Below are 19,625 nucleotides of genomic sequence, written 5' to 3'. Positions count from 1 at the left end.
GGGTCGTCAGGCGAGGGCACGTTCGATGAAGTGGCGCGGCACGCGGGTGCGGGGGACTTTCGCGCCGAACCAGCTGCGCACGTCGGCATCGAGGCCGATGCCGTGCATGTAGTTGTAGAGCGCCTTGTTCAGCGCGACGCCGAGGGCCGCGTGATCGACACCGGTTGGATCGATGAAGCCGACGTCGTTTTTCGCGAAGGTGATTTTGGGCAGCGGCTTGAGGGTGACGCCGAAGCGCTCGGGGTGCCGGCCGACCGGGGAATGCACCGTGCACGTGAAGCGGTGGAAGAAGCCGGACTGGATGCAGCCGGCCTCGAACAGCTGGCGCACGTATTCGAGCGCATCGACCGTGTCCTGCACGGTCTGCGTCGGGAAGCCGTACATCAGGTAGGCGTGGACGAGGATGCCGGCGTCGGTGAAGGCGCGCGTCACCCGTGCCACCTGTTCGACCGAGACGCCTTTCTGCATCAGGTCGAGCAGGCGGTCGGAGGCGACCTCGAGGCCGCCCGAGATGGCGATGCAGCCGCTGTCGGCCAGCCGCCGGCAGAGTTCGGGGGTGAAGGACTTCTCGAAGCGGATGTTGCCCCACCAGGAGATTGCGCGGTTTCGCTTCTGCAATTCGTCGGCCAGCGCCGCCAGCGCCTTGGGCGGCGCGGCCTCATCGACGAAATGGAAGCCGCTCTGGCCGGTCTCGGCGATCACCGCCTCGATGCGATCGACCAGCGTGGCGGCGGCCGCCGCCTCGTAGCGCGCGATGTAGTCGAGGGAGACGTCGCAGAAGCTGCACTTCTTCCAGTAGCAGCCGTGGGCGACGGTCAGCTTGTTCCAGCGCCCGTCGGACCACAGGCGGTGCATGGGGTTGAGCATGTCGAGGATCGACAGGTAGTGGTCGAGCGGCAGGCCGTCCCACGTCGGCGTGCCGGCCTCGGCGAAGGGGATGTCGGGTTCGCCTGCGTCGAAGTAGCGCACGCCCTCGGCCGCGCGCACGAAGGTTCGCTGCAGCTGCTCGCGCGGGCGTTCGCCGCGCAGGTGTTCGAGCAGCGACAGGATCGGACGCTCGCCGTCGTCGAGGCAGACATAGTCGAAATGGTCGAACACGCGCGGCTCGGACAGCTCGCGCAGCTCGGTGTTGACGAAGCCGCCGCCGAGCACCGTGACGACCGCCGGGTCGTGCGCCTTGATCGCCTGGGCGATGCGGAAGGCGCCGTAGACGTTGCCGGGGAAGGGCGCCGACACCAGGACGACCTGCGGCGCATGCTTCGCAATGGCCGCCAGCGTCAGATCTCGCAGGGTTCTGTCGACGAGGTTCCCGGGCGCAGCCAGCGCCGCGGTGAGCGGCTCGAACGTGGCCTGGCTCTGCGCCAGCGACTCGGCGTAGCGCACGAACTCGAAGCGCGGATCGACGGCATCGCGCAGCACGTCGGCGACGTCGTTGAGGTAGAGGGTGGCGAAGTGGCGGGCGCGGTCCTGCACGCCGAGGGCGCCGAAGGCCCAGGCTAGCGGATCGCCGCCGTCGGGATCGATGTAGGCGTCGAGCGACTGGAAGCGCGGCCCCTCGGGCAGGAAGCTGCGGCCGCAGATGCGATGCGCGAGCGTGGGGTCGCGTCCCTGCAGGAAGGCCACGGCCGGGCCGATGGTGGCGAGGTAGCGCTCGAACTGGTGGTCGAACGCCTTCACGACGGGCGTGCGCTTCTGCTTCGGCAACGCCGCGATGCACTCGCGCATCTGCCGCAGCCCCTCGGGCGAGAACAGGCGCAGGACGAGCGCGAGGGCGAGGTCTTCCTGTGTCGCGGCGATGCCTCGCGAGCGCAGGAAGCCGGTCAGGTAGGCCGTCGCCGGATAGGGCGTGTTGAGCTGGGTCATCGGCGGGATGACGGACAGCACGCGCATGGCTTGCGTATCGCTCACCGGCGCGGGCCGCGGACCGCGGCGATCAGGGCGGCCGCGACCAGCAGCGGATCGAACAGCGCGTCCCAGAGATTGTCCGACTCGGGCAGGCCTGCGGCGAACGCGGCGAGATCGACGGCGAGCAGCCAGAGCCAGAGCGGCTGGCCGCGGCGCCAGGCGAGCAGCGCCGCCGCGCCGAGCGCGGCGGCTACCGGCCAGGCGGCGTAGCCGAGACGGTAGGGATCGAAGTCGCCGAGACCCAGCGCCAGCGGATAGAAGACGAGGCCGAAGAGGGCCAGCGCGGCCGCCGGGCCGCGGCCGACGTTCGCGGGGCGGCCGGCGAGCGCGAGGACGAGCAGTTGCAGGGTGGTGACGCTGGGGTCGCCCCACAGTGCGCGCGACGCCATCGCGGCCGAGACGCCGTCGGCGATCGGGATGAATGCGGCGACAGCTGCGCCAGCTGCAATGATCCGGTGGAAGTGCGACGGCGCGCGCGCGGCAAGCGTCCAGAAGATCCAGGCGACCAGCAGCGCCTGGGCGGCGAGACCGAACGCAGCCTGCACAGTCACGGGCCGGCCTCGAGCCACGCCGGCGAGAACGCCAGGTGCTTGATGGTCTTGCGCTGCCAGGTGTAGGCGAGATGGATGGTGCCGTCGCGCCCCTGCAGCAGGGCGGGATAGGAGAATTCGCCGCCGGGGCTGTCCTCCACGATCTTTGGTGCCGACCACGTCGCGCCTGCGTCGCGCGAGAGGGACAAGGCGAGTTTGTCGCGGTTCGCCGTCTGCGGGTTCCAGGCGAGCAGCAGGCGACCGTCGGCGAGATGCAGCAGAGCGACCGAGGCATTGGGGTTGGCCAGCGCGGTGGCGCGGGCCGCCTGCCAGGTCGCGCCGGCGTCCTGGGTCGTGGCCAGCGGGATGCGGTTGGCGGGGCCGGCGTCGCGCATCATGGCCACGGCACGGCCGCCATCGAGCGCGGCCACGGCCGGTTGCAGGGTGCGCGCGGCGCCGGGCAGGCGCGCCTTGTCGAGCACGCGGCCCTGGGCATCGAGACGGAGCCACTCGGCGCGCTTGGCGGCGAACTCATGGTAGGCCGGCAGCCCCCAGCCGCCGTCGGCCAGCGGCATTGGCGGCGTTCGTACCAAGGTGGAAAGATTCCAGAATGGCGAAGTGATCAGGCGGGAGGCCTCGCTCCAGTTTCTGCCGCCGTCGGTGGAGGCGACGTGGTTGATCGCGCTGCCGGCCCAGCCGCCATAGCCGACGCTGACGAACCACAGATGCAAGCGCCCCCGGTCATCGCTTGCCAGCACCGGGTTGCCGAGCTTGCGCACCAGCCGCGCGGTGTCGCGCTGCGCCTGCGCGCGCGTGACGATGGGGCGCGTCTCGCTCCATTGCCGGCCGTCGAACGTGGCCAGGAAAATCGCGACGTCGCGCGCACCCTCCGCGCTGCCGGCGAACCACGCGGCGGCGATGCGGCCGTCGGGCAGTTCGGCAAGCGTCGCGGCATGGGCGCTGGGTTGAGGGTTGGCGAGGAGTCGCTCGGAGAACGCGGGCGACGGGACCTGGGCGGCCGGAGCCGCGGCGGCAGGCGTGGTGAAACGCGCTGCGGTCGGCGGCTGCAGGCGCGGCCAAGCCGCGGCGAGTGCGACGGCCAGGGCGAGCGGCGCCAGCCATTGCTTCAACGCTTCACCTCGAGGATGTGGACTGTCGATTCGAGCGGCGCCGGCGAGCGCGTGGCCCAGGCCGCCTTCCAGTCCTCGGCGGTGGCGCCCTGGCGGGCGAAGCGGATGCCCGAGCCGGCGGAGGTCAGCGCCGTGTAGCGGAACAGCGGCACTGGCGTCACGCCGAGCGCCTGCGTCTGGGCGCCGAGCGCAGCCGTGTCCTCGTCGCGAACGGCGATCAGCGTGCCCGGCGCTACGTCATTGGCGGTCAGCCGGCTGGCCTGGTGCAGGGCGCGGCCGGAGAGGGCGGGCAGCAGCGCGGGTTGCGGCCCCATGAACAGCGTGACCGGGCGGCCGCGGCTGAGTTCGATGACCTGGGCCGGCACGGCATTGACGCCGAGGGCCGGAAAGGCGAGGCCCCAGCCGACGCTCCACAGCAGTGCCGCCGAAATGATCAGCGCACCGGCATGGGCTCTGCTGCGCCACCAACACCAGAGGAAATAGGCGGTGACCGGCGCCAGCAGCCACCAGAGGCCGCCCTTGTCCCAGCGCCAGAGCAGCAGGCAGAGCGCGATGGCGACGAGCGCAGGCGGCAGGCTGCCCAGCCGCCGTGCCCACGCCGGTGTGGTGCCGGCCTGCAGCGCCAGGGCGCAGGCGAGGGCGAGCGGCAGCAGCGAGGCGATCAGGTAGCGGTCGAAGACGTGGATGAAGAAGAAGGGCAGCAGCGACAGGCCGAGCCAGAGGGCGAGGAAGCGGGCATGGGCTTCGTGGCGGTGCGACCACAAGGCGTGCAGGGCGACGAAGCTCCACGGCAGGGCGAGGGTGACGATGCCGATCGCGGCGTTGGGCGAGATGTTCCAGAGGCCGCGCGCCTCGAGCTCGTGTTCGGCGGCGGCGGCGAGCTGGGCGCCGTGGCGGCTCTTCACGTCGAGGGTCCAGGCGACCGGCAGGGCGAGCGCGACGGCGGCGAAGGCGAACTGCTGCGGCAGGCGCGTCAGCAGCGGCTGCCACAATTCGCGCCGGGCGAGCAGCAACGCCAGCAGGGCGGCACCGAAGATGACGACGGCGGTGGGGCCCTTGGTCAGCAGGGCCGCGGCGAGGAGCGCGGCGGCGCCGAGCAGGGCGGACCAGCGCGGCTTCTCGAGCCACGACCAGTAGAGACAGAAGGCGGCGATGGCGAGTGCGGCGACCGGCATGTCGAGCATCAGCCGGCGCGATTCGGAGGCGATGCCGCTCGTGCCGAGCAGCACGCCTGCCGTCAGCAGGCCGGCCCAGCGTGCCTCGGCATCGCCGGTGAAATGCGGTGCGTGGCTCGTCGCGAGCCGGCGGCCGAGCCATGCGGCGCAGCCGAGCAGCAGCAGGGCGAAGGCGACGGTGACGGCGCGTCCGGCGGCGAGCGAGGGGCCGAAGGTCTCGAAGCTGGCGCGGCCGAGCCAGTAGATGAAGGGCGGCTTCTTCAGGCGCGGCTCGCCATCGATGAAGGGAATCCACCAGGCATCGCGCTCCATCATTTCGAGCGGGATGCGCAGGCCGAGCAGGTACTCGTCCTTGCCGGTCAGCCCGGTGGGCGCCCAGATGCCGAGGGCGAGAACGCCTGCCGCGAGCAGAAGGAGGAGCAGGGTGCCGAAGCCCGACCTCACGCCGGGCCGCCCCAAGTGAGGGCGCGCCCCCCTGTGGGGGGCAGCGAGCCGCCTTTGCGAGCGTGGGGGGCCAATATTGTCACGCGAGGAATTCCGGCCCCTGCAGCATCAGCGTGCCCGAGCGGCCGGGAATCTCGCCGCGCAGCACCTCGTGGCGCGGCAGGGAGGGCAAATCGAGCGTGGCGGCGAGGTCGCGCAGGGCGACCAGTTCGTAGCCCTGTTCGCGCCAGGCCGTGAGCAGGCGCTCGAACACGGGCAGGAGCTTCATGCCTTCGAGTTCGGCATGGAGGGTGTAGACGTGGCTGCCGTGGGCGGGCGGCCTCGCGGTCAGTGCCAGCAGCTTCTCGTGGACGTTGTCTTCCGTGGTGCCGTCGATGCCGATCAGTTCGTCCAGCGTCGGCAGGGTGGTCGGCAGCTGCGGGCAGAGCACGATCTCGCCGTTCTGCACCGGCATGAAGGGGTGCGTGCCGCGGGTGTCGGAGGCGTGGCTGAAGCCGAGGCGCTGGGTCAGGCGCATGGCCTGCGCGTTCATCTGCCAGCCGGCGGCGCCGTGCACTTTCGCCGGTGTGCCGAAGACTTCGGCGTAACGATCGGCGGCGAGCTGCATCTGCTCTCCGGTCCAGGCGGCGTCGGCGTGTTCGACGTTGTCCTGCCACTTGACGTGGTCCCAGCAGTGGATGCCGGTCTCGAAGCCGTCGTCATGGACGCCGCGCAGCATGTCGGCGCAGCGTTTGCCGATGTCGGGGCCCGGCAGCAGCGTGCCGTACATCAGGGTCTTGAGGCCGTAGTGGGCGACGACCGAGGTGCGCGACACCTTCTTCATGAAGCCGGGCCGGAAGGCGCGCTTGATGGCGCGGCCGGTGTGGTCGGGGCCGAGCGAGAAGAGGAAGGTGGCGCCGGCGCGGTTGCGCCGCAGGACGTCCACGAGACGCGGCACGCCCTCGAGCGTGCCGCGGTAGGTGTCGACGTCTACCTTGAGGGCGAGCTTCATGCCCTCGCCGGGCCGCCCCAAGAGGGCATGCGCCCCCCCGTGGGGGGCAGCGAACGACAAGGCCGCAGGCCGCAGGACAGCCGCAGGCTGGTCCCGCGAAGCGGGATTCGGCTTTGCCGAACAATGTGAGCGTGGGGGGCCATGAATTGCATCAGTCCATCAGCTTGCGCGCTTCGGCGACGTCTCCGCGATAGGCCTCGAAAATACCGCGCAGGGCGTCCTCGAACGTGACCTTGGGCGCCCAGTCGAGGTCGGCCATGGTGTTGTCGATCTTCGGCACGCGATGCTGCGTGTCCTGGTAGCCCTTGCCGTAGTACTCGCCCGAGGTGGTTTCCAGCACCTTCACCTTGGCGACGCTCTCGGCGTATTCCGGATACTGCTTGGCCAGGTCGAGCATCAGCGCCGCCAGATCGCGGATCGAGTAGTTGTTCTTCGGGTTGCCGATGTTGTAGATCTTGCCGTTGGCGATGCCGTCCTTGTTGTCGATGATTTTCATCAGGGCGTCGATGCCGTCGGAGACATAGGTGAAGGAGCGCTTCTGGGCGCCGCCGTCGACCAGCTTGATCGGCTCGCCGCGCACGATGTGGCCGAGGAACTGGGTGATCACGCGCGAGCTGCCTTCCTTCGGCGTATGGATGGAGTCGAGGCCGGGGCCGATCCAGTTGAAGGGGCGGAACAGCGTGTACTGCAGGCCTTCCTGCTGGCCGTAGGCGTGGATGACGCGGTCCATCATCTGCTTGGCGCAGGAGTAGATCCAGCGCGGCTTGTTGATGGGGCCGAGGATCAGCTCGGAATTCTCCGGGTCGAACTCGGGGTCGCGGCACATGCCGTAGACCTCGGAGGTCGAGGGGAAGATCACGCGCTTCTTGTATTTCACCGCCTGGCGGATGATCGGCAGGTTGGCCTCGAAGTCGAGCTCGAAGACGCGCAGCGGCTCCTTGACGTAGGTGGCCGGGGTGGCGATGGCGACCAGCGGCAGGATCACGTCGCACTTCTTGACGTGGTATTCGATCCATTCCTTGTTGACCATGATGTCGCCTTCGAAGAAATGGAAGCGCGGGTTGGCCATCAGGTCGGTGACGCGCTCGGAGTTCATGTCCATGCCGTACACCTCCCAGTCGGTGGTGTCGAGGATGCGCTGCGACAGGTGGTGGCCGATGAAGCCGTTGACGCCGAGGATGAGGACTTTTTTCATGGTGGTCGGGCTCAAGTCAGGAGAAGGGAGTGGTGGCGCAGACGTGCGCCGAACTGGGTGTCGAGGACGGGCTTGCCGTCGACGACCGCGTCGAACAGCTGCAGTACGCAGCCATCGCTGCAGTCGGCGAGAACGCGATCGTCCTCGATGTAGAGCTTGGGCGAGGCGCCGCGCGGGCGCAGCGCCGGCCGCCGCAGCGAGGTGCCGACGACGACGCGATGGCCCTCGATGTCGAAGAACGCCCCGGGATAGGGGGGGCGACGGCGCGGATCAGGTTGTGGATGGCGATCGAGGACTGCGCCCAGTCAATCTGGCCGTCCTCGGGCTTGCGTCCGCCGAAGTAGCTGCCCTGCGCGAGATCCTGCGGCCGGTGCTCGGCGGTGCCCGCCAGCAGCGCGGGCAACGCGCCGACCAGCGCCATCTCGGCGGCGACGGCGACCTTGGCGAAGACTTCGCCGGCGGTGTCGTCGGGCAGGATGGGCACGGCCTGCTGCGCCACGATGTCGCCGGCGTCGGGCTTCGCGACCATGCGGTGCAGGGTCGCGCCGGTCTCGGTCTCGCCGTGCAGCACCGCCCAGTTGATCGGCACGCGGCCGCGGTACTTGGGCAGCAGCGAGCCGTGCATGTTGTAGGCGCCGCGCTTGGCGAGCTGCAGCAGCGAGGGCTTCAGCATCTGCCGGTAGTAGAAGGAGAAAATGAATTCGGGGGCCACTGCCGCGATCCGCATGAGCGTTTCGGGTGCGTTGGGGTCGAGCGGGGTGACCGTCGGGATGCCGTAGCGCGCGGCGGTCGCGGCGACGCTGTCGAACCATATCGTTTCGGTCGGGCTGTCCTGATGGGTCACCACCAGGGCGACATCGACGCCGCCGGCCAGCAGTGCCTTGAGGCAGCGCACGCCGACGCTGTGGTAGGCGAAGACGATGGCCTTCGTCATTCCTTCTTCTCCAGCACGGCGTCGATGATGTAGCGCGGCCGGCGGCGCACTTCCTGATAGACGCGGCCGACGTATTCGCCGAGCAGGCCGACGGCGAAGAGCAGGATGCCGATGAGGAAGAACGCGATGCCGAACAGGGTGAACAGGCCTTCCGCCTCGGGGCCGAGCACCAGGCGGCGCACGGCGAGGAAGACGACGAAAATCGCCGAGAGGATCGAGAGCACGATGCCGGCCATCGACACCATCTGCAGCGGCACCACCGAGAAACCGGTCATCAGGTCGAAGTTGAGGCGGATCAGGCTGTAGAGCGAATACTTCGACTCGCCGGCCTCGCGCTCGTCGTGCTCGACCACGACCTCGGTCGGGTTGCGGGCGAAGGTGTAGCCCAGCGCCGGCAGGAAGGTGTTGACTTCGCGGCACTCGTTGATGGCGGCGACGATGCCCTTGCTGTAGGCGCGCAGCATGCAGCCCTGGTCGGTCATCTTGATGCGGGTGATGCGTTCGCGCAGCCGGTTCATGGCGCGGGAAGCCCAGTGGCGCCAGAGGCTGTCGTTGCGCTGCTTGCGGATCGAGCCGACGTAGTCGTAGCCCTCGTCCATCTTGGCCAGCAGCTTGGCGATCTCCTCGGGCGGGTTCTGCAGGTCGGCGTCGAGGGTGACGATCTTGTCGCCGCGACAGTGCTCGAAGGCGGCCATGATGGCGCGGTGCTGGCCGAAGTTGCCGTTGAAGAGGATGACGCGGGTGACGTCGGGGCGCGCCTGGTACTGCTCGCGCAGCATGGCGGCGGAGCGGTCGCGGCTGCCGTCGTTCACGAACACGACCTCGTAGCCGCGGCCGAGCGCGTCGAGCGCCGGATAGAGCCGCGCGAACAGCGACGGCAGGCCGTCCTCTTCGTTGTAGACCGGGATGACGATGGAGACTTCGGGTGTCGGCATGTGGGAATAAAGTGATTCAGGCAATGCCCATGAACAGGGCGAGCGCCCGATTGACCTTGAGCATCGTCGCATCGTCGAGGCGGCCGAAGCTGGGACCGATCTTGTCGTGCAGCACGGTCATGACCTTGTCTATCTGAATCTGCGAATCGAGCTTCAAGCCGTTTTCCGGTGTCGGGTTGATGGTGAGGCGAAACAAAGGAGCGTCGCGCAGATCGGAGCTTACGAGGCAGAGCATGACCGTGGGATGGGTTTCGTTGAACAGATCGGACTGGATCACGAGCGCGGGGCGTGGTTTGCCGAAATTGTCCTGGACTGCGACCGTGACCAGGTCGCCGCGTCTCGGCGGGCTCACTCGTTCCAGGCTCCGCCGGCGTCGATGAAGGCGGCGGTGGCGGCTTCGGCAGCGTCGTGCGCCAGGGCGGCAGACTGGCGCCGGCACTCATCGGCGAACCCCGGCGCGCGGGTATCCGGCACCCAGAGCTGTATCGGGCGCAGGCCGGCCGCGCGCAGGCGATCCCGGTATTGCTTCATGCGCGGGGCTGGGTTGGCGGCGGCGTGGGCGGGCATCGACGAACTCCGTTTGCTTGTAACATGTTACGAAGAATAGCACTTCCGCGAGGGGACGCCAAGTTGTTCTCGGCCCATGCTAACGGCGGCATGCAGGCAACGCGTCCGCGATCGCGGCGCAGACACGGTCGATATCGACATCGCTCATTGCCGGAAACAGCGGCAGCGTGATGGTTCTGGCGCCGACCCGCTCTGCCGCGGGGAAGTCGCCGGCCTGCCAGCCGAGGCTGCGATAGAGCGAGAACAGGTGCAGCGCGGGGTAATGCACGCCGACGCCGATGCCCCGTTCCTTCATGGCGGCGACGAAGGCGCCGCGGTCGATGCCGTCGGGCAGCAGCGGCTGGAACATGTGCCAGTTGGTGTTTTCGAAGTCGGCCGGCGGCAGTTCGAGACCGAGCGATGTGTCCAGCCTTTCGAAGTAGCGGCGGGCGAGCGCGCGGCGGCGTTCGGTGAATTCGGCCAGGTGCTTGAGCTGCCCGAGGCCAATGGCGGCAGCGATGTCGGTGAGGTTGGACTTGCCGCCGAGGACGTCGACGTCCATGCCGCCGTCGGGGAAGCGTTTCACCCCCTGCAGCCGCAGGCGCTCGCACAGCGCCGGGTCGACGTCGGCCGGCAGCACCAGCGCGCCGCCCTCGCCGGTGGTGAGGTTCTTGTTGGCGTGGAAGCTGAAGGAGACGAAGTCTCCGGTCGTTCCGATGGGACTGCCGCGCCACGAGGCGCCGAAGGACTGGGCGGCGTCCTCGATCACTCGCAGTTTGTGTTTCGCGGCGATGGCGTAGAGCCGGTCGCGGTCGACCGGCAGGCCGGCGAGATCGACCGGAATCACGGCCCGGGTCTCGGCGGTGATGGCGGCTTCCAGTTGGTCGAGGTCGATGTTGCGCGTGACGGGGTCAATGTCGACGAACAGCGGCGTCGCGCCGACCTCGAGAATCACGTTGGCGGTGGCGACCCAGGTCAGCGGCGTGGTGATCACCGTATCGCCAGCGCCGACTTTCGCCAGGCGCAGCGCGACTTCCAGCGTGGCCGTGCCGGAGCTGAAGGCGCGCACCGGGCGGCCGCCGCAGTAGGCGGAGAGCGCGGCCTCGAAGGCCTGCACCTTGGGACCGCTGGTGATCCAGCCCGAACGCAGCACGTTCGCCACCTCGGCGATGGTTTCCTCGTCGATGCTGGGGCGGGTGAAGGGAAGAAAGGGCGCAGTCATGCCCGGGCGACGATCCAGACGCCGACGATGATGAAGCCGATGCCGACCAGCTTCTGCGCGGTGATGGCCTCGCCGAAAAGGTAGTAGGCGAGCACGGCATTGACCACGTAGCCGATCGACAGCATCGGGTAGGCGATGCTGACCGGCACGCGCGACAGCGCCATGATCCAGATGACGACGCTCACCACATAGCAGGTCAGGCCGCCGATGATGTATGGGTTGGCGGCGATCTTGAGGCCGATCGGCACGACGTTGTCCAGGTGGAAGTCGAAGTGGCCGACGGCGTTGGTGCCGCTCTTGAGGAAGAGCTGCGCCGCGGCGTTGAGCAGCACGCCGGCGAGGATCAGCGAAAAGGAGACGACGGTCATGGCTTCACCACGAAAACGCGACGGGTGTCGCGGGCGATCTCGCGCATCGGCAGGTTCTGGGTGACGAAGCGTTGATAGACGTCGGGCGGCATCATCGCCATCGCCTTCGGCGCTGCGTTCCAGGCGGTGACGAACTCGGCGAAGGTCGGCATGAATTTCTGCGGTTCCCACTCGATGCCGTATTTGAGTTCGTCGGTATGCTCGACCATCTGCACCGTGCGCTTGAGGTAGAAGGGAATGGTCTGGTCGTACATGCCGACGCTGTAGAACGTCATGTCGGGCGTCAGTTCCGGCCTGATCTTCTGGCTGATGTGCCAGGTCGAGGTGGCGGGGGCGATGCTGTCCATGCCGAGGATGCCGACCTGGCAGGCGAAATGGCCGCCCAGGCCCAGCGCGATGGCGGCCGCCAGGCGCCGTTCCCGCCGCGCCAGCCAGTGGGCCAGGACCGAGGCGGCGGCGAGGCCGAGCCCGGCAGCGATCATCCACGGCACCCAGGCCTCGAACATCGCGACCGGCATCTGCTCGTCGCCGAACACCACCATGAACGGCGCCGCGGTGACGATGGCGAGGCCGACGGGTGCCCATAGCAGCGCCTGCCACTTGAGCACCGCCGGGCTTGCCTGCATCCACCAGGCACCGATCAGCGCGGCCAGCGCGGGGAAGATCGGCAGGATGTAGGGGACGAGCTTCGAGCTCGAGACCGAGAAGAAACCGAAGACCATGACGCACCAGAGCAGCAGGAAACGCTGCGGCTGGAAGCGCAGTGCCGCCTCGCGCTTCGCCGCGTTGCGCAATGCGCCGAACAGGGCCAGTGTCCAGGGCATCAGTCCGACCAGCAGTATCGGTACGAAGTACCACATCGGCGCGTAGCGTCGATGCACCTTGGTGAGGAAGCGCTGGAAGTGCTCGTGGATGAAAAAGAAATTGAAGAATTCGGGATTGGCCAGCGATACGGCGACGAACCATGGTGCGGCGATGAGGAAGAACAGCGCCAGGCCGCTGGCGAGATGCAGTTTCTTCAACAAGCCCCAGTCCCGCTGCCAGATGATGTAGGCGACCAGTGTGGCGCCCGGCAGCACCAGGCCGACGAGGCCCTTGGTGAGAACGGCGAGGGCGAGGAGCGCATAGGCGGCCCACATCCAGTTCCGCGTCTGCCGCGGCGTGGCGCCATCGCGCTGGGCGAGGACGAAGGCGAAGACGGCCGAGGCGAGAAAGACGCTGAGGCTCATGTCGAGCACGGCGGTGTGGCCGAGCATGACGTAGAGGAAGCTGCCGCCCAGCACGGAGGCCGCGACCCAGCCCGCCGCGGTGCCGAACAGCAGGGCCGCGACCCAGGCCGAGAACAGAATGCCGAGGAAGCCGGTGAGCGCCGGCCAGATGCGCACCGTCCAGTGGTGCTCGCCGAAGGCGCTGAAGGCGGCGGCGGTGGCCCAGTACTGCAGCGGCGGCTTCTCGAAATACTTGATGCCGTTGAGGCGCGGCGTCAGCCAGTCGCCGGTCGCGACCATCTCGCGCGGGATCTCGCCGTAGCGGCCCTCGTCGGGCTTGACCAGCTTGCGGTACTCGAGCGTGCCGAACCAGAGCGCGGCGAACAGCACCGCGACCAGCCACAGGGCGAACGGACGACGGCCGGTCATTCGACGATGAGCGCGGCGACCACGGTGCGGCCTTCGGCGACGAGCACGTTGTAGGTGCGGCAGGCGGCCGGCGTGTCCATGACCTCGACGCCGCGTCCCGCCTCGATCAGTGGCCGCAGCAGCGCCGGCGCGGGAAAGCGCTGGCGGGCGCCGGTGCCGAGCAGGGTGACGTCGCAGGGGAGGGCGGCGAGCGCGGCGAAGTGGCCGGCGTCGAGGCCCTCGAAGGCGTCCGGCCCCCAGGCCGCGTCGATGCCGTCCGGGCCCAGCAGGCAGGTGCGCGTCAGCCGGGTGCCGCCGATGGCGACATAACCCGGCCCGTGGGCGGTGATCGCGCGGGCGGCGAAACGGACGTTGGATTGAAGTTTCATGCGTTCGATGGGGTGCGGAGGCATGCTCCGCCTCGGCTGCAGGGCAATTTGCGGTAGGATTATACCTTTTGCGCCGCAGCAACCGGCCCAGGTATACCGCCATGCAACCCGTCCTCAAGTCCGCCAAGCTCGCCAACGTCTGTTACGACATCCGCGGACCGGTGCTGGCACGCGCCAAGCAGATGGAGGAAGACGGCCAGCGCATCATCAAGCTCAACATCGGCAATCCCGCGCCCTTCGGCTTCATCGCGCCGGAAGAGATCATCCAGGACATCATCCACAATCTCCCGGCCGCCTCGGGCTATACCGACTCCAAGGGCCTGTTCGCCGCGCGCAAGGCGATCATGCACTACACGCAGGTGAAGAAGATCGTCGGCGTCCAGGTCGACGACATCATCATCGGCAACGGCGTCTCCGAACTCATCACCATGTCGATGAACGCCCTGCTCGACTCGGGCGACGAGGTGCTGGTACCGGCCCCCGACTACCCGCTGTGGACCGCCGCGGTGAGCCTGTCGGGCGGCACGCCGCGCCACTACCTTTGCGACGAGGGCGCCGGCTGGCTGCCCGACATCGCCGACATCCGCGGCAAGATCACACCCAACACCCGCGCCATCGTCGTCATCAACCCCAACAATCCGACCGGCGCGCTCTACCCGGACGACCTGCTGCGCGAGATCATCCAGGTCGCGCGCGAGCACCAGCTGATCATCTACGCCGACGAGATCTACGACAAGGTCCTCTACGACGGCAACACCCATACCTCGATCGCCAGCCTGGCCGAGGACGTGCTGATGATCACCTTCAACGGCCTGTCGAAGAACTACCGTGCCGCAGGCTTTCGCGCCGGCTGGCTGGTCATCTCGGGCGAGAAGCACCATGCCCGCGACTACATCGAAGGCCTCAACATGCTGGCCTCGATGCGCCTGTGTGCCAATGTCCCCGCGCAGTACGGCATCCAGACTGCGCTCGGCGGCTACCAGAGCATCAACGACCTGGTGCTGCCGACCGGCCGCCTCGGCCGCCAGCGCGACCTCGCCTGGCAGCTGCTGACGCAGATCCCCGGCGTCACCTGCCACAAGCCGCAGGCCGCGATGTACCTGTTCCCGCGGCTCGACCCGAAGATGTACCCGATCGCCAACGACCAGCACTTCATCCTCGACCTGCTCGAGCAGGAGAAAGTGCTGCTGGTGCAGGGCTCGGGCTTCAACTGGCCGACCACCGACCACTTCCGCGTGGTGTTCCTGCCCAACGCCGACGACCTCACCGAGGCCATCGGCCGCATCGCGCGCTTCCTCGATCACTACAAGAAACGCCACGCAACCTGAGAAACTGAGAAACAGCATGAAACCCATCAACGTAGGCCTCCTCGGCATCGGCACCGTCGGCGGCGGCACCTGGACGGTGCTCAATCGCAACGCCGAGGAAATCACCCGTCGCGCCGGGCGCCCGATCCAGATCAGCGTCGTCGCCGACAAAAACCTCGAACTGGCGCAGCAGGTCACCGGCGGCCAATGCAGGGTCACCGACGATGCCTTCGCCGTGGTCGCCGACCCCGAAGTCGATATCGTCGTCGAGCTGATCGGCGGCTACGGCGTGGCCAAGGACCTGGTGCTCAAGGCCATCGAGAACGGCAAGCACGTCGTCACCGCCAACAAGGCGCTGCTGGCCGTGCATGGCAACGAGATCTTCGCCGCCGCGCAGAAGAAGGGCGTCATGGTCGCCTTCGAGGCGGCGGTGGCCGGCGGCATTCCCATCATCAAGGCGCTGCGCGAGGGCCTCACCGCCAACCGCATCCAGTGGATCGCCGGCATCATCAACGGCACCACCAACTTCATCCTCTCCGAGATGCGCGACAAGGGCCTGGCCTTCGACGTCGTGCTCAAGGAGGCGCAGCGTCTGGGCTATGCCGAGGCCGACCCGACCTTCGACATCGAGGGCGTCGATGCCGCGCACAAGCTGACCATCATGTCGGCTATCGCCTTCGGCATCCCCATGCAGTTCGACAAGGCCTATGTCGAGGGCATCAGCAAGCTCGACGCCTCCGACATCAAGTACGCCGAACAGCTCGGCTATCGCATCAAGCTGCTCGGCATCACCAAGCGCACGCCCGACGGCGTCGAGCTGCGCGTGCATCCGACGCTGATCCCGGCAAGGCGCCTGATCGCCAACGTCGAGGGCGCGATGAACGCCGTGCTGGTGCAGGGCGACGCCGTCGGCTCGACTCTGTATTACGGCAAGGGCGCCGGCGCCGAGCCGACAGCCAGCGCGGTGATCGCCGACCTCGTCGACGTCACCCGCATGCACACCGCCGACCCCGAGAACCGCGTGCCGCACCTGGCCTTCCAGCCGGGCCAGCTCGCGGATATCCAGGTGCTGCCGATCGGCGAGGTCACCACCAGCTACTACCTGCGCATGCGCGTCCAGGACAAGCCGGGCGTGCTCGCCGACATCACGCGCATCCTTGCCGACCAGCAGATCTCCATCGACGCCATGATCCAGCGCGAGCCGGCCGAGGGCGAGCAGCAGACCGACATCATCATGCTGACCCATCTCGCGCGCGAAAAGCAGGTCGATGCGGCGATTCACCTGATCGAAACGCTGCCGGTGGTGACGGGCAAGCTGATCAAGCTGCGCCTCGAAAGCCTGAGCTAGTCGTGGCCCGCCCCCCTTCGCCCCCCTCTCGGAGGGTTCGATGCGGCTCGCTTACGCTCGATAGTGCGGGCGGCTCCGTAGTGCTGGCGGAGCGGGTTGCGCCTTCGGCGCGTGCCGCGTTTGCTTGGGGCGGCCCGGCGCAAACGCTGCGCCGCTTTCCACGTTAAGCGTCGCCTTGCCGATGCTGGTCTATCTCGGCATCTGTGCCGTTCTCGCCTTCCTCTCGGCGGGCGCCGCCGCATTGCGCGGCGTGCCGCCAGCGCCGACTTTTCACATCGCCTTCGCCGTCGGCGCCATGCCGCTGGTGTTCGGCGCCATCATCCACTTCGTGCCTGTGCTTACCCGCTCCGCCGGGGCGGGTGCTGTCGTGCGCAACCTGCCGCTGGCGGTGCAATCGGCCGGCATCGTCGTCGTGCTCGGATTGGCGGGCAGCCTGCCGGCCTGGAGCCTGCACGCCGCCGCGACGGTGACGGCCGGCGCGGCGCTGGCGCTGGCGGCGTGGATCGTCGGCCGCCTGCGTACCACGCTCGGCCAGCCGCACCCCGGTGCCCGCTGGTACGTGGCGGCGCTGGCCGCGCTGCTGGTCGCCGTCGGCCTGGTGCCGTTTTGGCTGGCCCGGCCGGAACTGCGCGGCGCGCTGCGCCTCGTCCATCTGCACCTCAACACGCTCGGCTTCATCGGCCTGGCGGCGCTGGGCACGCTGCCCGTGCTGCTGCCCACCGCGCTCGGCGGGCAGGGTCGCGGCGACACCACGGCCGGCATGCGGCTGGCCCGCGACCTGCCGCTGGCGGTCGCCGGGGTAGCGCTGGCTGCGGTTGGCACCGTGACGGAATGGCCGCTGGCCGCCGCCGGCGCGGTGCTGCTGGCCGCGGTCGTACTGCGCCACCTGGGCGCCTGGCAGGATGCCTACGGCAGCGGCCCGATCGTCCGTGACGGCGCCGCGGCACCGCTGGCGGCGGCCGCCCTCGGCTTCGCGCTGCTGCTGGCACACGGCGTCGCCCACGGCACCGGCTCCGCGGCGGCGCGCCCCGCCATCGCCGCCTTCGCCGCCGGCTTCCTGCTGCCGCTGGTTTCCGGGGCGCTGACGCAGTTGCTGCCGGTGTGGCGCCATCCCGGCGCGGATTCGCCGCAGCGGCGGGACATGCGCCGCTTCCTGGCCAGCGGCGGCACCTTGCGCGCCGTGTTGTTCCTGGGTGCCGGCGTCCTGCTGGCCTTCGACAGGAATGCCGGCTTCGCCTTGCTCGCGGTGGCGCTCGGCACCTTCGCCGGCGCGCTGCTGCGGGCCTTCGCCCACCGCGCGTGATACCCTTCGCAACCCCGCAAACCTGCCACAGCGATCACCATGCGTTACCTCTCCACCCGCGGCACCGCCGGGCCGTCGCCCGCCTTCTCCGACATCCTCCTCGGCGGCCTCGCCCCCGATGGCGGCCTCTATCTGCCTGAAAGCTACCCGCAGGTCAGCGCGGCCGAGCTTGCCGAATGGCGCGAACTGCCGTATTCGGCGCTGGCGCTGAAGATATTGCAGAAGTTCGTCGACGACATTCCGGCCTGCGACCTGAAGTCGCTCGCCGACCGCACCTATTCGGCCAATGTCTACAAGCATTGCCGGCCGGGTCGCGATGCCACCGACATCACGCCGCTGACCACGGTCGAGCCCGGCTTCTTTCTGCTCGAACTCTCCAATGGCCCGACGCTCGCCTTCAAGGACATGGCGATGCAGCTGCTCGGCAACCTGTTCGAGTACGTGCTGGCCAAGCGCAAGGAAAGCATCAACATCCTCGGCGCCACCTCGGGCGACACCGGCTCGGCGGCCGAATACGCGATGCGCGGCAAGCAGGGCGTGCGCGTCTTCATGCTCTCGCCCAATGGCCTGATGTCGGCCTTCCAGCGCGCGCAGATGTATTCGCTGCAGGACCCGAACATTTTCAACATCGCCATCGAGGGCATGTTCGACGACTGCCAGGACATCGTGAAGGCCGTCTCCAACGACGCCGCCTTCAAGGCGCAATACAAGATCGGCGCCGTCAACTCGATCAACTGGGCGCGGGTTCTGGCGCAGATCGTCTATTACTTCAAGGGATATTTTGCGGCGACAAGCAGTAATGACGAGAAAGTGTCATTCGCCGTGCCCTCGGGCAACTTCGGCAACATCTGCGCCGGCCACGTCGCGCGCATGATGGGCCTGCCGATCGCGCGGCTGGTGCTGGCGACCAACGAGAACGACGTGCTCGACGAGTTCTTCCGCAGCGGCGTCTATCGCCCGCGCGGCACCGCCGACACCTGGGTCACGTCGAGTCCCTCGATGGACATTTCCAAGGCCTCGAACTTCGAACGCTTCATCTTCGACCTGGTCGGCCGCGACCCGTCCGTGGTGCGCGAGCTGTGGTCGAAAGTCGATGCCGGTGGCAGCTTCGACCTGCGCGGCACGCCACATATGGCGAAGCTGCCGGGGTTCGGCTTCGTCTCGGGCAAGAGCGTCCATGCCGACCGCCTTGCCACCATCCGCGATTTGTGGGAACAGCACCAGCTGATGATCGACACCCACACGGCCGATGCCGTCAAGGTCGCGCGCGAGCATCGCGAGGCGGGCATCCCGATGATCGTGCTCGAGACCGCACAGCCGGTGAAGTTCGCCGAGACCATCCAGGAGGCCCTGGGCCGTGATCCGGTACGGCCCAGGGACTTCGACGGCATCGAGAACCTGCCGCAGCGCGTCGAGGTGATGAAGGCGGATGCGCAAGCGGTCAAGGACTTCGTCGTTCGCCACTGCTCGTGAAGATCGACCAGGAAGCGGTCTGGTCCGGCCGCTACGCCGGGGCAGGCGAGGACTACCTTTTCGGCACGGCGCCCAACAAGTTCCTCGCGTCGCAGAAAGACCGCTTGCAGCCGGGCTGGACTGCACTGGCGGTCGCCGACGGCGAAGGGCGCAACAGCGTCTTTCTCGCCGAAGAGGGCCTTGCCGTCACGGCCGTGGAGATATCGCCCGTCGGCCTGCACAAGGCGAGGCGCCTCGCCACCAGCCGCCAGGTCTCGGTCGATTTCGTCCTCGCCGACGTGCTGCGCTGGGAGGCTCCGGTCCCTTTCGACCTGGTGGTGGCGATCTTCGTGCAGTTCGTCGGCCCGGCCGAGCGCGAGCTGCTCTTCGGGCGCATCAAGGCGGCCGTCAAGCCGGGTGGCCTGCTGCTGATGCAGGGCTATACGCCGAAGCAGCTCGAATACCGCACCGGCGGACCGTCGGCGGTCGAAAACCTGTATACGGCCGAACTGCTACGCGCGGCGTTCGGCGACTGGGAAGTCCTGGATTTGCACGAGCACGAGGACCTGCTCGAAGAGGGCGCCGGCCACAAGGGCCGTTCGGCCCTTATCGACTTTGTAGCCCGGCGGCCTGGCGGCCCGAAAGCCTAGAGGTAGATGACGGCGGGGAAGACGGTCACTGCCAGCACCAGCACCAGCCATTCGACATTGTAGCGGGCGAGCACGCCGGTGAAGTGCAGGATGAGCACCGCGATGGCGACGATGTAATAAAGAATGAACAGCATACGATCAAACTCCCCTTGGCCGGTCGGAGCGATTCAAGCCTGCGGACTGAG

The 19,625-nt window shown here is 68.2% G+C and carries 20 protein-coding genes; 5 read left to right on the top strand and 15 right to left on the bottom strand.

Annotated features, from left to right (window positions below):
• Positions 1–6 precede the first annotated feature (6 nt).
• The 14 genes from EJE94_RS12595 to EJE94_RS12530 all read right to left on the bottom strand — a co-directional run bounded on the left by EJE94_RS12595 (position 7) and on the right by EJE94_RS12530 (position 13,380).
• Positions 7–1,908 (bottom strand): B12-binding domain-containing radical SAM protein, encoded by a 1,902-nt coding sequence (locus EJE94_RS12595; RefSeq protein WP_121242010.1) that lies wholly within the window; start codon positions 1,906–1,908, stop codon positions 7–9.
• On the bottom strand, positions 1,905–2,456 hold the full coding sequence (locus EJE94_RS12590) for a hypothetical protein (protein WP_124962460.1): 552 nt from the start codon (positions 2,454–2,456) through the stop codon (positions 1,905–1,907). Before EJE94_RS12590 ends, EJE94_RS12595 begins: the two co-directional genes overlap by 4 nt.
• Positions 2,453–3,565: a sialidase family protein gene (locus EJE94_RS12585; RefSeq protein ID WP_165904835.1), complete on the bottom strand. Its 1,113-nt coding sequence runs from the start codon at positions 3,563–3,565 to the stop codon at positions 2,453–2,455. The genes EJE94_RS12590 and EJE94_RS12585 overlap by 4 nt, the downstream gene beginning before the upstream one ends.
• Complete coding sequence (locus tag EJE94_RS12580; protein ID WP_121242004.1) at positions 3,562–5,184, bottom strand: ArnT family glycosyltransferase; 1,623 nt, start codon at positions 5,182–5,184, stop codon at positions 3,562–3,564. Before EJE94_RS12580 ends, EJE94_RS12585 begins: the two co-directional genes overlap by 4 nt.
• Before the next feature lie 79 nt (positions 5,185–5,263).
• The gene (locus tag EJE94_RS12575) at positions 5,264–6,175 is read right to left on the bottom strand and encodes a polysaccharide deacetylase family protein (RefSeq protein WP_121242002.1); all 912 of its coding nucleotides are present in this window, start codon (positions 6,173–6,175) and stop codon (positions 5,264–5,266) included.
• A gap of 151 nt (positions 6,176–6,326) precedes the next feature.
• Positions 6,327–7,370: a bifunctional UDP-4-keto-pentose/UDP-xylose synthase gene (locus tag EJE94_RS12570; RefSeq protein WP_121242000.1), complete on the bottom strand. Its 1,044-nt coding sequence runs from the start codon at positions 7,368–7,370 to the stop codon at positions 6,327–6,329.
• 16 nt (positions 7,371–7,386) lie between these two features.
• The gene (locus tag EJE94_RS12565) at positions 7,387–8,304 is read right to left on the bottom strand and encodes a formyltransferase (RefSeq protein WP_207855967.1); all 918 of its coding nucleotides are present in this window, start codon (positions 8,302–8,304) and stop codon (positions 7,387–7,389) included.
• Positions 8,301–9,239 carry a glycosyltransferase gene (locus EJE94_RS12560; protein ID WP_121241997.1) on the bottom strand — a complete coding sequence of 313 codons (939 nt, stop codon included), beginning with the start codon at positions 9,237–9,239 and terminating at the stop codon, positions 8,301–8,303. The genes EJE94_RS12565 and EJE94_RS12560 overlap by 4 nt, the downstream gene beginning before the upstream one ends.
• A gap of 16 nt (positions 9,240–9,255) precedes the next feature.
• Positions 9,256–9,591 carry a type II toxin-antitoxin system PemK/MazF family toxin gene (locus EJE94_RS12555; RefSeq protein ID WP_121241995.1) on the bottom strand — a complete coding sequence of 112 codons (336 nt, stop codon included), beginning with the start codon at positions 9,589–9,591 and terminating at the stop codon, positions 9,256–9,258.
• Positions 9,588–9,770, bottom strand: coding sequence for an antitoxin MazE family protein (locus EJE94_RS12550; protein WP_121242250.1), 183 nt, complete (start codon positions 9,768–9,770; stop codon positions 9,588–9,590). Before EJE94_RS12550 ends, EJE94_RS12555 begins: the two co-directional genes overlap by 4 nt.
• A gap of 115 nt (positions 9,771–9,885) precedes the next feature.
• A complete protein-coding gene (locus EJE94_RS12545) occupies positions 9,886–11,007 on the bottom strand; it encodes a DegT/DnrJ/EryC1/StrS family aminotransferase (protein WP_121241993.1) in 1,122 nt (373 codons plus the stop codon).
• Positions 11,004–11,375, bottom strand: a complete 372-nt coding sequence (locus tag EJE94_RS12540; protein ID WP_121241991.1) for an SMR family transporter — start codon at positions 11,373–11,375, stop codon at positions 11,004–11,006. Before EJE94_RS12540 ends, EJE94_RS12545 begins: the two co-directional genes overlap by 4 nt.
• A complete protein-coding gene (locus EJE94_RS12535) occupies positions 11,372–13,012 on the bottom strand; it encodes a phospholipid carrier-dependent glycosyltransferase (RefSeq protein WP_121241989.1) in 1,641 nt (546 codons plus the stop codon). The genes EJE94_RS12540 and EJE94_RS12535 overlap by 4 nt, the downstream gene beginning before the upstream one ends.
• A complete protein-coding gene (locus EJE94_RS12530) occupies positions 13,009–13,380 on the bottom strand; it encodes an Mth938-like domain-containing protein (RefSeq protein WP_121242249.1) in 372 nt (123 codons plus the stop codon). Before EJE94_RS12530 ends, EJE94_RS12535 begins: the two co-directional genes overlap by 4 nt.
• A gap of 101 nt (positions 13,381–13,481) precedes the next feature.
• Here EJE94_RS12530 and EJE94_RS12525 point away from each other — a divergent pair, with 101 nt between their 5' ends.
• The 5 genes from EJE94_RS12525 (at position 13,482) to EJE94_RS12505 (ending at position 19,440) form a co-directional block, all read left to right on the top strand.
• Positions 13,482–14,708, top strand: coding sequence for a pyridoxal phosphate-dependent aminotransferase (locus EJE94_RS12525; RefSeq protein ID WP_121241987.1), 1,227 nt, complete (start codon positions 13,482–13,484; stop codon positions 14,706–14,708).
• 16 nt (positions 14,709–14,724) lie between these two features.
• The gene (locus EJE94_RS12520; protein WP_121241985.1) at positions 14,725–16,035 is read left to right on the top strand and encodes a homoserine dehydrogenase; all 1,311 of its coding nucleotides are present in this window, start codon (positions 14,725–14,727) and stop codon (positions 16,033–16,035) included.
• A 175-nt stretch (positions 16,036–16,210) separates the two neighbouring features.
• Positions 16,211–17,338 (top strand): hypothetical protein, encoded by a 1,128-nt coding sequence (locus tag EJE94_RS12515; RefSeq protein ID WP_165904834.1) that lies wholly within the window; start codon positions 16,211–16,213, stop codon positions 17,336–17,338.
• Between the two features lie 39 nt (positions 17,339–17,377).
• Positions 17,378–18,811 (top strand): threonine synthase, encoded by a 1,434-nt coding sequence (gene thrC, locus EJE94_RS12510; protein WP_121241981.1) that lies wholly within the window; start codon positions 17,378–17,380, stop codon positions 18,809–18,811.
• Positions 18,808–19,440, top strand: a complete 633-nt coding sequence (locus EJE94_RS12505) for an SAM-dependent methyltransferase (RefSeq protein ID WP_207855964.1) — start codon at positions 18,808–18,810, stop codon at positions 19,438–19,440. Before thrC ends, EJE94_RS12505 begins: the two co-directional genes overlap by 4 nt.
• Here EJE94_RS12505 and EJE94_RS14665 read toward each other — a convergent pair.
• On the bottom strand, positions 19,437–19,574 hold the full coding sequence (locus tag EJE94_RS14665; RefSeq protein WP_165904833.1) for a hypothetical protein: 138 nt from the start codon (positions 19,572–19,574) through the stop codon (positions 19,437–19,439). The two genes, EJE94_RS12505 and EJE94_RS14665, sit on opposite strands and share 4 nt — an antisense overlap.
• Positions 19,575–19,625 lie beyond the last annotated feature (51 nt).

Source organism: Sulfurisoma sediminicola (assembly GCF_003865015.1).
GTDB classification, from domain to species: Bacteria; Pseudomonadota; Gammaproteobacteria; order Burkholderiales; family Rhodocyclaceae; genus Sulfurisoma; species Sulfurisoma sediminicola.
This window is presented reverse-complemented; position numbering and strand designations above follow the sequence as displayed.

Excerpts from the sequence above, each read along its gene's own strand:
- EJE94_RS12535 (WP_121241989.1), bottom strand. The coding sequence starts at position 13,012 with ATGACCGGCCGTCGTCCGTTCGCCCTGTGGCTGGTCGCGGTGCTGTTC.
- EJE94_RS12560 (WP_121241997.1), bottom strand. The coding sequence starts at position 9,239 with ATGCCGACACCCGAAGTCTCCATCGTCATCCCGGTCTACAACGAAGAG.
- EJE94_RS12575 (WP_121242002.1), bottom strand. The coding sequence starts at position 6,175 with ATGAAGCTCGCCCTCAAGGTAGACGTCGACACCTACCGCGGCACGCTC.
- EJE94_RS12550 (WP_121242250.1), bottom strand. The coding sequence starts at position 9,770 with ATGAAGCAATACCGGGATCGCCTGCGCGCGGCCGGCCTGCGCCCGATA.
- EJE94_RS12565 (WP_207855967.1), bottom strand. The coding sequence starts at position 8,304 with ATGACGAAGGCCATCGTCTTCGCCTACCACAGCGTCGGCGTGCGCTGC.
- EJE94_RS12545 (WP_121241993.1), bottom strand. The coding sequence starts at position 11,007 with ATGACTGCGCCCTTTCTTCCCTTCACCCGCCCCAGCATCGACGAGGAA.
- EJE94_RS14665 (WP_165904833.1), bottom strand. The coding sequence starts at position 19,574 with ATGCTGTTCATTCTTTATTACATCGTCGCCATCGCGGTGCTCATCCTG.
- EJE94_RS12530 (WP_121242249.1), bottom strand. The coding sequence starts at position 13,380 with ATGAAACTTCAATCCAACGTCCGTTTCGCCGCCCGCGCGATCACCGCC.
- thrC (WP_121241981.1), top strand. The coding sequence starts at position 17,378 with ATGCGTTACCTCTCCACCCGCGGCACCGCCGGGCCGTCGCCCGCCTTC.
- EJE94_RS12520 (WP_121241985.1), top strand. The coding sequence starts at position 14,725 with ATGAAACCCATCAACGTAGGCCTCCTCGGCATCGGCACCGTCGGCGGC.
- EJE94_RS12540 (WP_121241991.1), bottom strand. The coding sequence starts at position 11,375 with ATGACCGTCGTCTCCTTTTCGCTGATCCTCGCCGGCGTGCTGCTCAAC.
- EJE94_RS12525 (WP_121241987.1), top strand. The coding sequence starts at position 13,482 with ATGCAACCCGTCCTCAAGTCCGCCAAGCTCGCCAACGTCTGTTACGAC.
- EJE94_RS12570 (WP_121242000.1), bottom strand. The coding sequence starts at position 7,370 with ATGAAAAAAGTCCTCATCCTCGGCGTCAACGGCTTCATCGGCCACCAC.